At 33.9% G+C, this 14,880-nt stretch carries 11 protein-coding genes and 1 pseudogene; 4 read left to right on the top strand and 8 right to left on the bottom strand.

Translation table 11 applies throughout. From position 1 onward, the window contains the following. Positions 1–240 precede the first annotated feature (240 nt). The 4 genes from argF (at position 241) to BMSBPS_RS00045 (ending at position 3,254) form a co-directional block, all read left to right on the top strand. Complete coding sequence (gene argF, locus BMSBPS_RS00060) at positions 241–1,257, top strand: ornithine carbamoyltransferase (RefSeq protein WP_046201044.1); 1,017 nt, start codon at positions 241–243, stop codon at positions 1,255–1,257. Between the two features lie 121 nt (positions 1,258–1,378). Continuing rightward, positions 1,379–2,314, top strand: coding sequence for an aspartate carbamoyltransferase (pyrB, locus tag BMSBPS_RS00055; protein WP_022564373.1), 936 nt, complete (start codon positions 1,379–1,381; stop codon positions 2,312–2,314). Positions 2,315–2,322: 8 nt separating this feature from the next. Continuing rightward, positions 2,323–2,787 (top strand): aspartate carbamoyltransferase regulatory subunit, encoded by a 465-nt coding sequence (pyrI, locus tag BMSBPS_RS00050; protein WP_022564372.1) that lies wholly within the window; start codon positions 2,323–2,325, stop codon positions 2,785–2,787. A gap of 80 nt (positions 2,788–2,867) precedes the next feature. After that, positions 2,868–3,254, top strand: coding sequence for a Rid family detoxifying hydrolase (locus tag BMSBPS_RS00045; RefSeq protein WP_022564371.1), 387 nt, complete (start codon positions 2,868–2,870; stop codon positions 3,252–3,254). Positions 3,255–3,508: 254 nt separating this feature from the next. Here the strand turns inward: BMSBPS_RS00045 and BMSBPS_RS00040 are convergent, their stop codons facing one another. The 8 genes and pseudogenes from BMSBPS_RS00040 to nusA form a co-directional block, all read right to left on the bottom strand. Further along, complete coding sequence (locus BMSBPS_RS00040; RefSeq protein ID WP_022564370.1) at positions 3,509–3,940, bottom strand: YhbP family protein; 432 nt, start codon at positions 3,938–3,940, stop codon at positions 3,509–3,511. A 358-nt stretch (positions 3,941–4,298) separates the two neighbouring features. Beyond that, positions 4,299–6,011: pseudogene (locus BMSBPS_RS00035) on the bottom strand (DEAD/DEAH family ATP-dependent RNA helicase); the annotation flags it as partial. A gap of 541 nt (positions 6,012–6,552) precedes the next feature. After that, on the bottom strand, positions 6,553–8,703 hold the full coding sequence (gene pnp, locus BMSBPS_RS00030; protein WP_022564368.1) for a polyribonucleotide nucleotidyltransferase: 2,151 nt from the start codon (positions 8,701–8,703) through the stop codon (positions 6,553–6,555). A gap of 217 nt (positions 8,704–8,920) precedes the next feature. After that, positions 8,921–9,190, bottom strand: coding sequence for a 30S ribosomal protein S15 (gene rpsO / locus BMSBPS_RS00025; RefSeq protein ID WP_022564367.1), 270 nt, complete (start codon positions 9,188–9,190; stop codon positions 8,921–8,923). A 252-nt stretch (positions 9,191–9,442) separates the two neighbouring features. Further along, positions 9,443–10,273, bottom strand: coding sequence for a tRNA pseudouridine(55) synthase TruB (gene truB, locus BMSBPS_RS00020; protein WP_022564366.1), 831 nt, complete (start codon positions 10,271–10,273; stop codon positions 9,443–9,445). Next, positions 10,270–10,683, bottom strand: a complete 414-nt coding sequence (gene rbfA / locus BMSBPS_RS00015) for a 30S ribosome-binding factor RbfA (protein ID WP_044169980.1) — start codon at positions 10,681–10,683, stop codon at positions 10,270–10,272. The genes truB and rbfA overlap by 4 nt, the downstream gene beginning before the upstream one ends. A 40-nt stretch (positions 10,684–10,723) precedes the next feature. Continuing rightward, a complete protein-coding gene (gene infB, locus BMSBPS_RS00010; RefSeq protein WP_022564364.1) occupies positions 10,724–13,378 on the bottom strand; it encodes a translation initiation factor IF-2 in 2,655 nt (884 codons plus the stop codon). 14 nt (positions 13,379–13,392) lie between these two features. Beyond that, the gene (gene nusA, locus BMSBPS_RS00005) at positions 13,393–14,880 is read right to left on the bottom strand and encodes a transcription termination factor NusA (protein WP_046201043.1); all 1,488 of its coding nucleotides are present in this window, start codon (positions 14,878–14,880) and stop codon (positions 13,393–13,395) included.

Genomic DNA, 14,880 nt, shown 5'->3' with positions numbered 1-14,880 from the left:
CAAATAAAAATATAAAACAAAGTAAATATATATACAAAGTAAATGTATATACAAAGTATAAAGTGAATAATGTTAAAAATTTTTAACAATGCGCTATAACACATTTTCATATTATATGATAATAAATTACTCCTTTTCCTGATTGCTTTGTAGTACATAACAAAATTTTATAACGACGATATCGAAAACGTATCTTAATTTTAAATGTAAATTTTTTTATCAATAAGAATTGAGGGTTGTATGCATAATCTATACCAACGTCATCTTTTAAGACTTTTAGATTTCTCTACTGAAGAGATCACTTTTCTGCTAAATTTAGCAAAAAATTTAAAACAAGAAAAAAAAAACCATTCAGAAATGCAATATTTAAAAGGTAAAAATATTGCTCTTATTTTTGAAAAAGATTCGACTCGTACAAGATGTGCTTTTGAAATTGCTGCATATGATCAAGGTGCTAATGTAACCTATCTTAGCCCTAACAATAGCCAGATTGGTTATAAAGAATCAATGAAAGATACAGCTCGTGTTCTAAGTCGCATTTATGACGGTATTCAATATCGCGGATACGAACAGACATTGCTAGAAACCCTTTCAAAATATTCTAATATACCTGTTTGGAACGGTTTGACCAATGAGTTTCACCCGACTCAATTGTTAGCTGATCTACTAACTATGCAGGAACATTTACCCTCAAAAGCACTGAGAGATATGATTGTAGTATACGTAGGTGATGCCCGTAATAATATTAGTAATAGTTTGCTAGAAGCTGCAGCGCTGGTGGGCTTAGATCTGCGTCTAATAGCGCCTAAAGTTTACTGGCCTGAAAAGTTACTAATAGCACAATGTCGCGCAAACGAAAAAAAAACTGGCTGTAAGATTACTTTAACAGAAAATATTGCTGAAGGCACTAAGAATGCTGATTTTATCTACACTGACGTATGGGTATCCATGGGTGAACCTCAATCTTTTTGGAAAGAACGCATTAATCTATTAAAACCATATCAAGTTAATAGCAAAATGTTAAATTTAACAGGTAATCCGAAAATTAAATTTCTTCATTGTCTTCCTGCATTTCATGATACCCATACCATTCTAGGTAAGCAGATATCAGAAAATTACCATTTATACGAAGGCATGGAAGTCACTAACGAAGTTTTTGAATCATCTCACAGCATTGTGTTCGATCAAGCAGAAAATCGAATGCATGCTATTAAAGCGGTAATGGTAGCGACGCTTTTTAAATCTCAATTCATATAAAAGAATAAGCTTTGTCTGGAAGCAAATTTTTAATAAATAAAAAATGAATACTTGATTAATCATCATTGTCAACTACTGTTTTAGTAGAAATAGATATTTTAGGCTGATAAAGGAAAGATGTATGACTAACCCGTTATATCGTAGGCATATTATTTCCATCCACGATCTTAATCGAGACGAACTTAATTTAATATTAAATACTGCAAGCAAGTTGAAAATTCAACCTTATTCAACTTTGCTAAAAAATCATGTAATAGCTAGTTGTTTTTTTGAAGCTTCTACCCGAACCCGTTTATCCTTTGAAACTGCTATGCATCGCTTAAGCGCATCTATTATAGGATTTTCTGATAACAATAACACTTCGATGAAAAAAAAAGGTGAGAGCCTTTCTGATACAATAGCAGTTATAAGTACTTATGTAGATGCAATTATAATACGTCATCCACAAGAAGGTGCTGCGCGTTTAGCAACAGAATTTTCCGCTGGAGTTCCTATTCTCAATGCAGGGGATGGAGCTAACCAACATCCTACACAAACACTTCTTGATCTTTTTACTATTAAGGAAACTCAAAATCGCCTCGATTATCTTAATATAGCAATGGCTGGAGATCTAAAATATGGACGAACCGTACATTCGTTAACACAAGCATTAGAAAAATTTAATGGTAACCGATTTTTTTTCATTGCACCGAATGTGCTAGCGATGCCTACTTATATTACCGATATATTAGATGAAAAAAATCTAAATTGGTCAATTCACGATAACATTGAAGAAGTTATGCCTGATTTAGATATTCTGTATATGACACGTATACAAAAAGAACGCTTAGATCCGTCTGAATATGCAAGTGTTAAAGCACAATTTGTTCTACGTTCTAAAGATTTATTAGGAGCTCGGAAAAATATGAAAATACTACATCCATTACCAAGAATCAATGAAATTACTACTGATGTAGATCATACATCTCACGCGTATTATTTCCAACAAGCTGGTAATGGTATCTTTGCACGCCAAGCACTATTAGCACTAGTATTAAATAGCACATTATTGCTATAATCACTATTATGAAATACGATAATAAATTACAAGTTGAAGCTATTAAGCATGGTACGGTAATTGATCATATTCCTGCACAAGTAGGATTTAAGCTGCTATCTTTTTTTCACTTAACTCAAACTGACCAGCGTGTTACAATAGGTCTAAATTTACCATCGTGCGAAATGGGGAGAAAAGATTTAATTAAAATTGAAAATACATGCTTGACAGACGATCAGATTAATCAACTAGCAGTTTATGCACCAAATGCTACAGTCAACCGCATTTTTGAGTATCAGGTAGTTGCTAAAATCACCCCGGTATTACCAGATTGTATTGAACGTGTATTAACATGTCCTAACAGTAATTGTATTAGCAGAAGTGAACCGGTATACTCTAATTTTTCCGTTAAGGAACGTTACAAAAAACTACTTTTAAAATGTAAATATTGCGAAAAAGAGTTTACACGACAAGTAGTTATCGATCATTGGTAAATGCCTTGTTATTTATGCAATGTGAATATTTTTAAAAAATAATACTATTTAAAAAAAATACCTTATTTAAGGAAATAATTATGTATCGTGAAATTATTACGGCAGAAGCACCTCCAGCAATTGGACCCTATGTTCAAGGTGTTGATCTTGGTTTTTTTGTTTTTACTTCTGGCCAAATTCCAATCGATCCTAAAACTGGTACAGTGCCTGATACTATTAGTAGGCAAACTCGCCAATCACTCGAAAATGTAAAAGCAATTGTTAAAAGCGCTGGCTTGGAAGTAAAAAACATTGTTAAAACTACAGTGTTTGTAAAGAATTTAAAACATTTTGAGATTATAAATGCTATATATGAAACATTTTTCATTGAGCATAATGCTAACTTTCCAGTTCGTTCCTGCATAGAAGTTGCACGTCTACCAAAAGATGTACAAATTGAAATAGAAGCATTTGCAATTCGTTATTAAAAATTTTTTGTTTACTGAAGATATGTATTTTTTTGAAAAAATTCACTGCTGAATGTACTTCAAATATAAGATTTTAAACAAGAAAACAAAATATCTTTTCATAGAAAAGTTATTTTTTTTGTAAAAAGATTAAAATTTTGGATAGTAGTTAATTATCAATCAATATGTTTTATTTTTTATCTTGCATCTATACTTTAATTGTGATTACATAATCACTAACAGTATAACAATATGTTATTATTAAAATAAAGAACTTAGCTTTTAGAACGATGCCAAATAATTTTTTTACCAAATCCTAGCATGTTATTAGTCATTTTCATTTCGTCAATTATAATTTCCCACAATGCCGTACTAACTTTTTTAGCAATTGGAAAACGTTTTTGATAAGCACGTTGTGCTTGCCATTTGCGTTTATCGTTTAATAGGACAATTTGACCACTATATTGTATCCCTTTAATTAATAATATAGTTTTTTGTTGACAGTTTACTGTGCCAGCTACTTGCGAATTTTGTAACATCAATTGGCTATGTCGTGTCTTTACTTCTGTCATTAATAAAAATGATGTATCCGTTTCATTAAACACATAAAAACAATTAGCACACCATAAATCTTTTCCATTTGTTGCACATAATGATAAAACATGTTGTTTTTTTAGATACTCAATTAAATTAAAATACGTAGACATATTAAATACCTTTGATAAAATTCAATCAAAAAAGAACAACAATATTACTTAATATATTGTTAGTTCGTAAATATAAAGAATATCATCCGATCATATTTAAGATATACATTTTATTTTTAGAAAGAATTTTATCTTTACCTACAGTAGAAAATAGAAATATCAATAATAATCTGCAAGTTAATATTTTTATTAAAGCATAAGATTTAACTTTAATTTTTAACTTTTATCTTAGTTTATTTCCATATTAAAAAATATAAATAACTACCTATATCCATTTATAAATAACAATACTTTATTTTTATGAATTCCTCCATGATCGTCGTCCTAAACGTCGTTGTTCACTGTCATGTTTACGGTTTCGCCGTTCATTTTTTGTATATTGTGGCACATCACCTATTAATTTTATATTCATTTGTTTATTAAGAATACGTGTATGAGTAAAATTCTGTAAAACTTCTCCAGAAATACCTTTACTTAGCTCAATGGTAGAATGTGTACTAAATAATCTAATATGACCAATATAACGGCTATTAATGTCACCTTCATTAGCAATTGCACCCACAATATGGCGTACTTCTACTCCATCGTTACGGCCTACTTCTAAGCGATATAACTGCATTTCAGAAACATCATGACGTTCTCGACGATTCTGACGAGCAGCATAACGTGTACGTGTAACACTACGCATACCAGATGAATTTTGACGTTTTTTGTTACGATGATAAAATTCACGATGTTGCGAACGTGGTATATCAGGTGGTAAAATAAGCGGACGATTCTGTTGTGCTATTTTCATTAGTGCAGCGGCTAAAATTTCTATATCTTGCAAATGTCCTTGTAATTGAATTTTTTTTAAAAGTTCACCATACAAATGCAAATCATCACTTACTAACTGTTTTTGAATTTTAGCTGTAAAGTGTTCTAAACGAAGTTGACATAATAGTTCTGCATTTGGTAATTCGACTTCTGGAATAGTTAATTTCATAATATATTCAATATTACGTAGTAAACGCCGCTCACGATTTTCAACAAACGAGAGTGCACGACCAGTACGACCAGCACGGCCTGTACGTCCAATTCGATGAATATAAGATTGTGCATCTATTGGAATATCATAATTGATAACTAAACTAATACGTTCTACATCTAACCCACGAGCCGCTACATCAGTAGCTATAAGGATATCAATCCGTCCATCTTTTAAACGCGTCACTGTCTGTTCACGTAGCGTTTGATTCATATCACCGTTTAATGCAGCACTGTTGAACCCATTACGCTCTAACACTTCATTAACTTCTAATGTTGCATTCTGTGTACGCACAAAGATTATAGCAGCATCAAATTTTTCTGTTTCTAAAAAACGTACCAAAGCGTCTTTTTTAGAACCGTATGCCGTCCAGTAATACTGTGAAATATTTGGATCAGTAGTACTATTTGATTGAATGCGTACTTCATATGGATCGTTCATAAAACGTTTAGTTATACGGCGAATAACTTCAGGCATTGTAGCGGAGAACAAAGCCGTCTGATGTTCTGCGGGCATTTTTGTCATAATACTTTCAACATCTTCTATAAATCCCATGCGAAGCATTTCATCAGCTTCATCTAATACTACTCCACACAAATTCGAAAGGTCTAATGTATTGCGTTTAAGATGATCAAGTAAACGACCCGGCGTACCTACAATAATTTGTGGTCCCTGACGTAATGAACGTAACTGTATATCATAACGTTGACCACCATATATAGCTAATACTTTAAGCCCTTGAATATATTTAGAAAATTTTCTACAGGCTTCTGCTAATTGTATTGCTAACTCACGAGTTGGTACTAATATAAGAATCTGTGGTGCTTTAATAGAAACATCAATATTATTCATTAACGGTAAAGAAAAAGCAGCTGTTTTACCACTCCCAGTCTGTGCCATGCCAAGAACATCGCGTCCAGAAAGCAGGTATGGAATACATTCAAGCTGAATTGGAGAAGGTTTTAAATATCCCATATCCTTTAGAGCTGATATAATGGATTCTTTAAGACCTAAATCAACAAAACTAATTTTTACATCAACCATTTACTATACTTACCTCTTAGATTGCATCAGCTAATTTGAATAAATAATCTTAAAATTACGACTAATATAGAAAACTATTTTTTTAGAACCTCGAATTGAATTAGTACATTAAAACTCATCGGTTACTAACTGATTAAATTTAATAAATATTTTTTGTTTTTTTTTAACCATTGGAATTAAATGGTATATATTATGCTGAAGTAAAGTTATTTTTTAATTAAAACTAATATCAAGAATACATTAGTTTCAAAGTTCAAAAACTAAACGAAATTTTATCTCTTATACCTAATTCTAGCAATTTTAAACTATTTTATTAACATGTTGTTATTCAATGCTCTCTTACTCTGCTTTGTATTTAACAAAATAGAGTAAGAAATTAATAGGAAGGGATTGTAAGAATTTTTTAAAATACATTATAACGATGTCAATCAATGCATATATAAGTCGCACTAAGGGAATTTCAAGTTTTATAAGACAAATAAACAATAAAATTTAAATATATTGTTGTACTATCATCACAAGATAAAAACTAGCTAAAATATTACTGTTTTACTTCCAATGAGTCGACCATATTGGATGAAGCAATAATTGTCTCCATTTTCATTGGATCTGTTGCTTCTTTAATGCTAAGACGAACACGTCCTTGGCGGTCCACCTCCATTACTTTTACTAGTACTTGCTGGCCCATTTTTAAATAATCTGTAACTTTATCAATACGTTTTCTAGCAATTTGTGAAATATGAACTAAACCTTCTTTGCCGTTAGCTATCATTACAAAGGCACCGAAATCAACTATGCGTGTAACCTTACCAGAATGAATACGACCTACTTCAATATCTGAAGTAATTTCTTCAATTCGATGTATAGCATCGTGTGCCTTTATTTTATTATTCGCTACAATTTTTACGGTGCCATCATCTTCAATTTCAATGATACTATTCGTTTCTTCAGTCAAAGCTCGAATAACAGAACCACCCTTGCCTATAACGTCTTTAATCTTATTAGGATTAATCTTTATAGTATAGATTTGTGGTGCAAATTCTGAGATTTCTTGACGTGGAATACTAATTGCTTTATCCATTACACTCAGAAGATGTAAACGGGCACCCCTAGCTTGATGAAGAGCGATTTGCATGATTTCACGAGTGATACCCGGAATTTTAATATCCATCTGTAATGCAGTGAGACCGTCACGACTACCAGCCACTTTAAAATCCATATCACCAAGATGATCCTCGTCGCTAAGAATATCAGATAGTACTACAAATGTCTCCCCTTCTTTTACTAATCCCATAGCAATGCCTGCTACAGCAGCTTTAATAGGTACACCTGCATCCATTAATGCTAGAGAAGCGCCACAAACAGACGCCATAGAAGAAGAACCATTAGATTCAGTAATTTCAGATACTAGACGCACAGTATACTGAAATTCTTCCTGTTTTGGCATGACTGGAAAAATGCTACGTTTAACTAAACGACCATGTCCGATTTCACGACGCTTTGGTGAGCTAATCACACCTGTTTCACCTACAGAGTATGGAGGAAAATTGTAATGTACAAGGAATCCATCACTACGTTCACCCATTAACTCGTCTATAGTTTGAGCATCACGCGGACTACCTAAAGTAGCAATAACTAATGCCTGTGTTTCACCACGAGTAAAAAGAGAAGAACCATGTGTACGAGGTAACACGCCAGTTCGTATATCAAGACTACGAATCATATCTTTTTCTCGACCATCAATGCGTGGCTCACCCTTTAAAATGCGAGAACGAACTACCTTTTTTTCTAATTTATGTATTATGTTAGTAATTTTGATATCATCTACTGTTTCATCTTCCGCTGAAAATGACGAAATAGTGTCATTTTTAATTAATTCAAGCTGCATAGAACGTTCTTTTTTATTAGTAATGCGATAAGCCTTACTAATGCGTGCTTCAGCTAACATAGCAACACGCATATTAAGATCATTGTTAGTAATTACTTCGGGCTGCCAGTTCCATTGTGGTTTATCAATTTGCTTTACAAATTCCTTAATATTTTCAATAACAACTTGCTGCTGTGAATGACCAAAAACTATAGCATCTAACATTTGATCTTCTGTAAGTAAATCAGCTTCTGATTCTACCATCAAGACCGCATTCTGTGTACCAGCAACCACTAAATCTAAGCGAGATTGTTTAAGTTCATCAGCAATCGGATTCAGTACATATTGATTATTGATGTATCCTACACGAGCTGAACCAAAAGGACCATTAAATGGGATGCCTGATATTGACAATGCACTAGACACACCAATCATCGCAATGATATCCGGATTCACCTGAGGGTTTACAGATACTACAGTAGCAATAATTTGAACTTCATTCATGAAACCTTCAGGAAAAAGGGGACGAACAGGTCGATCAATCAGCCGTGCAATCAAAATTTCACCTTCATTAGGACGGCCTTCACGACGAAAAAAATTACCTGGAATACGACCAGCAGCATAGGCACGTTCTTGATAGTTAACCATTAATGGGAAAAAATCTTGGCTTGGTTTTGTCTTTTTCTGAACAACAATTGTCACAAAAACTGCTGTATCGTCCATACTAGCCATTACAGAAGCCGTGGCTTGACGTGCCATTATACCAGTTTCCAGCGTGACAGTATGCTGACCATATTGAAATGTACGCAAGATCGAATTCAACAAAATTTAAATCCTTAAATTCTGGGGAGGGCAAAGCCCATTCTAGCTCGGGGTATATTACCGATCTTTAGGTGCTAACTCTGGCGACTTATGACAGCTTTTAAAATTTGTCTTCGTAATATAACCTTATTACTAGCTGTGCAGCACCTCATTAAAAACAATAATAATTTTTAAAAATAGTTTTTAAACATCGAATATAATACTGAATATAAATAGATATTTAACGACGTAGACCCAATTTTTCCAGTAATCCTACATAACGGATAACATTTTTTTGTTTTAAATAATCTAATAATTTACGACGTTGAGAGACCATTTTCAGTAAACCTCGACGGCTATGGTGATCTTTTTTATGTTCATGAAAGTGATTTTGTAAATGGTTAATTTGGGCTGTAAGCAAAGCAATTTGCACTTCTGTTGAACCACTATCATTACTATTACGACCATATTTAACAAAAATCTCTTTTTTAATTTCTATGCTTAGAGACATAATAAACTCCAATAATCAATTAAATAAAGGCTAACCTCTAACTTAACACTTCACTTATCCAAATAAAAGATTCTACTTTTAATTTAAAGTTGGTATAATGGAGCTCCAGGTACTATAAAGCTAATACTTCTGTATTCTCACAACTGACTTTCAGCTGCAAAAATATGAAGTCTTATAGAACACTGTCTATTTATTTTAGCTATGCCAATAAACTTTTTGAATTTGCTTTCCGCAATCCAAACCAATCCTTGCTTAACAATTTACAGAGCCATCTCTGCTGCTATTTGCTCTACTGTCCTTTGGTAAACTCTTCTGTAAATGTATTTCTGGACAGTTTGCAACTAAACTATCCATAGGAAGCAGAAATGGATTTAGTACAATTAAAGATGAAATTGAATGAATATTAGCGTTATGAACCAACTCTTGTAACTTTTTTAATGTAACCATTTTTTCCGTTGTGTAATGAGATACTTGTAAACGGCGTAGCATAGTGACGTGAGCTCCACAACCTAGCTTTTCACCTAAATCATCAATAATACTACGAATATAAGTTCCCTTAGAACAATGGATTTCTAATTCTAATTCATTAGATTTCCATCGAATTAATAATAGTTCATATATAAAAATCGGACGTGCTGCACGTTCTACTTTTATTTGTTTACGTGCATATTCATACAATGGACGCCCGCGATATTTAAGTGCTGAAAACATCGGTGGGACCTGTAATATACTACCACGAAAACTTTCTAAAGCTATTTTCAATTTATTTTGAGTCACTGCAACAAAACGTGTATTGATTATACTACCATCAGCATCAAAAGTATCAGTGCTTTCTCCCAGGCGAGCGATAACACGGTAACGTTTATCTGAATTAATAAGATATTGGGAAAATTTTGTAGCGTCCCCCAAACAAATTGGTAACATGCCAGTCGCCAATGGATCCAGTGCGCCTGTGTGACCGGCTTTTCTAATATTAAACAAACGTTTTACTTTTTGTAAAACAGTATTAGACGAAACACCTTGCTGTTTGTCTATTAATAATATACCATGGATTTTATGACTGTTACTATGAGGATCAATCACATTGATCCTCCTTCGTTTCTACTACTCGCTCTACTAGAGCATTGTATCATATCATTCTTAATGGTATTAGAAATAAGCGTTAACATATATCTTGCTTGAGTTAATGAAGGATCGTAAAAAAAAGTTAACTTCGGTACAGTTCGTAATTTTATTATTTTACTAAGCAACATACGAATATAGCTTGACGCTTCTTTCAGTGCGTTAACAGTATCTTGAATATCTTTATGATTTTCTTCATTTAAACAAGTAATAAATATTTTGGCATAAGATAAATCACGTGATATCTCAACACCAGATACTGTTATCATAATTCTTAAACGTGGATCTCTTATTTTTCTTTGTAAGATAAAGGCAATTTTTTTATGCAATTCCTGTGCAACACGCTGCCTACGGCTAAATTCTTTTTCCATGTTCATTTATGTAAATTATATCAAACTAATTAATTGATGACTAATTAATAATACGTTTAATTTCAGTTGGTTCAAAAACTTCTATGATATCCCCAACTCGAACATCATTATAATTTTTTATACCAATACCACATTCCATGCTGTTGCGTACTTCATTTACATCATCTTTAAATCGACGTAATGACTCTAATTCTCCTTCATAAATGACTATGTTATTGCGTAGAATACGTATCGGATTATTACGTTTAATATTACCTTCAGTAACCATACAACCTGCAATAGCACCGAATTTAGGTGATTTAAAAACGTTGCGTACTTCGGCTAAACCAATGATTTGCTGCTTATACTCCGGAGTTAACATGCCACTCATTGCAGCTTTTACCTCATCGATTAAAGTATAGATTACAGAGTAATAACGTAAATCTAAGTTTTCTATTTCAATAATACGGCATGCAGCAGAATCGGCACGTACATTAAAACCTAGAATAATTGCATTTGATGCTGCAGCTAAAGTTGCATCCGTTTCTGTAATACCACCTACACCCGAACAAATAATCTTTACCCTTACTTCGTTGGAAGAAAGTTTTAATAAAGAATCTGAAATGGCTTCTACAGAACCTTGCGCATTAGCCTTTAATACAATATTTAACTCAGAAATTTCACCTTCAGCTATTTTAGAAAACATATTTTCTAAATTCGATTTTTGTTGACGCGATAGCTTAACGTCACGAAATTTACCTTGACGATATAATGCTACTTCACGTGCTTTTTTTTCATCTCTTACTACAGTAACTTCATCACCTGCTGCAGGAACACCAGATAAACCCAGAATTTCTACCGGGATACAAGGACCGGCTTTTAAAATTTCACGACCTATTTCATCAAGCATTGCTCGCACACGACCATATTCTAGGCCACATAAAACAATATCACCTTTGTTCAGCGTGCCTTCACGTACTAAAACTGTAGCAACTGGACCTCTACCTTTATCTAAAAAAGACTCAATAACTACACCTTTTGCCATACCCATACGAATTGCAGTCAATTCTAACATTTCTGCCTGTAATAACACTGCATTCAGAAGATCATCAATGCCAATACCTTCTTTTGCAGAAACATTTACGAATATATTCTCGCCCCCCCATTTTTCCGGTATAATACCATAGTGCGTTAGTTCGTTTTGGACGCGTTCTGGATCAGCTTCTAGTTTATCAATTTTATTAATAGCTACTACTACTGGAACACCAGCTGCTTTCGCATGCTGAATAGCTTCGACGGTTTGAGGCATTACACCATCATCAGCAGCTACTACTAAAATAACAATATCTGTTGCTTGAGCACCACGAGCTCTCATAGCTGTAAAAGCAGCATGACCAGGTGTGTCAAGAAAAGTAATTATTCCATTTTCAGTTTCAACATGATATGCACCAATATGTTGCGTAATTCCTCCAGCTTCACCAGAAGCTACTTTAGTTGATCTTATATAGTCTAAAAGTGAAGTTTTACCATGATCAACATGTCCCATGATAGTAACTACTGGTGCACGAGCTTCTTGTTCGCAATTGGTATCGCGATCTTCCATTACCGCTTCTTCTAGTTCGTTCTCGCGACGTAAAATAACTTTATGACCCATTTCTTCTGCAACAAGTTGAGCAGTTTCTTGATCAATAAGTTGATTAATCGTAGCCATAGTACCCATTTTCATTATTGCTTTAATAACTAAAGAGCTTTTTACTGCCATTTTATTAGCTAATTCAGAGACTGTAATTGTTTCACCAATTATTACATCACGGTTCAGTATTTGCGTTGGCTTATTAAAAGACTGCTGAAGCGAATTTAGTCTGCGATGTTTAATGATTTTGCTACTGCGATTAACTGCTCGAGCTTCTTCACGATCGGTTTTAGCTTCTGAGTGCTTATTGCTTTTTTTTGCTGACCGTAATGTTTTATTGCTACGAGTACGACTACGACCCGCAGCTTCTAATTCACGATCATTTTCATCTTCTGCTTGCCGTGCATGAATTGAGGTGGTTACATGATAATCACCTTTATTGTTTTCTTCAAATTTTTTCCATTCATCTAACTTTGATTCAAAAAGACGGCGATTTTGCTCAACTGCTTTACGTGTATTTTCTACTAGCTTACGATGTGACTCCTCTTCCGCTTTACGTTTTAACTCAAATATTTCGATACCACGTCGCAATTTATTTGATCTAACATTTTCGATTGATTGATGAATTCCTTTTTCATTTTGTATTATTATTTTGCGCTTTAGTTTATCAGATACGTTACGTTTAGCTTTTTTTTCTGCTTCTAGTTTTGTTTTTTCTTCAATTAAATCAAGTTTTTTTAATGATTTATGCAGTATTGGTGTTCCCGATACTGAAGTTTTTTCAAGATCTGAATTACTCTTTACATATGTGCGTTTTTTTCGGATTTCAATTTGTACTGACTTATTTTTACCCCCGATACTTGAGATATTTAGGATACTGCGTGTCTTTCGTTGTAACGTTAATTTTTTTGAACCAATTTGACCACGCTCCCGATTAAGATGGAGCAGCAAGATTTCTTTTTCTTGCTGAGATACCATATCGTTTTCGGATTTTAAAATTCCCGCTTTAGTAAATTGCTTTATTAAACGATCGACTGGAGTCTGAATTTCTTCGGCCAGCGATTTGATAGTTACATCTGTCATATTACTTCCTGTTATTACACATTATCGCCGAACCAGCAGATATTACGTGCAGCCATAATTAGTGCACCAGCCTTCTCATCATCCAGCCCTTCAATGTCTATTAAGTCATCAATACCCTGTTCTGCAAGCGCTTCTAAGGTGCATAAACCTTTTGACGCTAAACGATATGCTAACGCACGATCGAGACCGTCAAGATTCACGAGATCTTCATCGGGTTCTTGATCGCCTAGTATTTCTTCTTTTGCCAAATCTAAAGTAGTCAATGCGTTTTTTGCGCGTTCACGTAAAATTTTAATGCTTTTTTTATCAAAACTGTTAATTTCTAATAATTCGTTAATAGGTACATATGCCAATTCTTCTAATGAAGAAAAGCCTTCTTTTACAATTAAAGTAGCATACTCTTCGTCAATATTGAGATGTTTTTTAAACATTTCAATTGCTAAATGTATTTCAGCTTGATATTTAATTTTTAAATCATCAACGGTCATTACGTTTAATTCCCAACCGCTAAGCTGAGAAGCTAAACGTACATTTTGACCGTTTCGACCAATTGCTTGTGCTAAATTAGGAGTTTCAACAGCAATATCCATAGTATGATTATCTTCATCTACTACAATTGACGCTACATCAGAAGGAGCCATAGCATTAATCACAAGTTGAGCCGGATTGTCATCCCATAATATAATATCAATACGTTCTCCACCAAGCTCATTAGATACCGCTTGTACACGTCCACCACGTATGCCAACGCAAGCCCCTATCGGATCGATACGTCTATCGTTTGTTTTTACTGCAATCTTAGCACGTAAGCCTGGATCTCGAGCAGCTGCTTTTATTTCAATAATTTCTTCACCAATTTCAGGTACTTCAATTCGAAATAATTCAATTAACATTTCCGGTTTAGAACGTGTAATAAATAATTGTACACCGCGTGTTTCTGAACGGAAATCATAAAGCACACCACGAATACGATCACCTGGACGAAAATTTTCGCGCGGTAACATATCTTCTCGTATAATTATAGCTTCAGCATTACTACCCAGATCTAATACAATATTGTCGCGATTTACCTTTTTTACCACACCAGTAATAACATTACCCTTGTATTGACGGAACTGATCAAGTATCATTGCACGTTCAGCTTCACGAACTTTCTGCACAATAATTTGTTTAGCAGTTTGGGTCGTAATACGATCAAAGATTACGGATTCAATTTGATCTTCAACATAATCGCCTAAGTTAAAAGCTCTATTTTCAAAACGAGCTGCTTCTAAAGTGATCTCTCGGGTTGGTTGGATCACTTTTTCAACAACCTGCCAACGACGAAAAGTCTCAAAATCGCCGCTTCGACGGTTAATACTAATACGTATATCAATTTCTTGGTCATATTTCTTTTTAGTCGCAGTGGCTAAAGCGCTCTCTAACGCCTCGAAGATTTTCTCACGCGGCAGGGCTTTCTCGTTAGAAACGGCTTCTACTACAGCTAAGATCTCTTTGTTCAT

The organism is Candidatus Pantoea carbekii, from assembly GCF_000971765.1.
GTDB lineage: Bacteria > Pseudomonadota > Gammaproteobacteria > Enterobacterales > Enterobacteriaceae > Pantoea_A > Pantoea_A carbekii.
The sequence above is the reverse complement of the archived record's forward strand: the minus strand, read 5'-3'. Positions and strand labels throughout refer to the sequence as shown.

Coding starts and splice junctions, on each gene's coding strand:
- argF (WP_046201044.1), top strand. CDS start 241: ATGCATAATCTATACCAACGTCATCTTTTAAGACTTTTAGATTTCTCT.
- pyrB (WP_022564373.1), top strand. CDS start 1,379: ATGACTAACCCGTTATATCGTAGGCATATTATTTCCATCCACGATCTT.
- pyrI (WP_022564372.1), top strand. CDS start 2,323: ATGAAATACGATAATAAATTACAAGTTGAAGCTATTAAGCATGGTACG.
- BMSBPS_RS00045 (WP_022564371.1), top strand. CDS start 2,868: ATGTATCGTGAAATTATTACGGCAGAAGCACCTCCAGCAATTGGACCC.
- BMSBPS_RS00040 (WP_022564370.1), bottom strand. CDS start 3,940: ATGTCTACGTATTTTAATTTAATTGAGTATCTAAAAAAACAACATGTT.
- rpsO (WP_022564367.1), bottom strand. CDS start 9,190: ATGTCTCTAAGCATAGAAATTAAAAAAGAGATTTTTGTTAAATATGGT.
- rbfA (WP_044169980.1), bottom strand. CDS start 10,683: ATGGAAAAAGAATTTAGCCGTAGGCAGCGTGTTGCACAGGAATTGCAT.
- infB (WP_022564364.1), bottom strand. CDS start 13,378: ATGACAGATGTAACTATCAAATCGCTGGCCGAAGAAATTCAGACTCCA.
- nusA (WP_046201043.1), bottom strand. CDS start 14,880: ATGAACAAAGAGATCTTAGCTGTAGTAGAAGCCGTTTCTAACGAGAAA.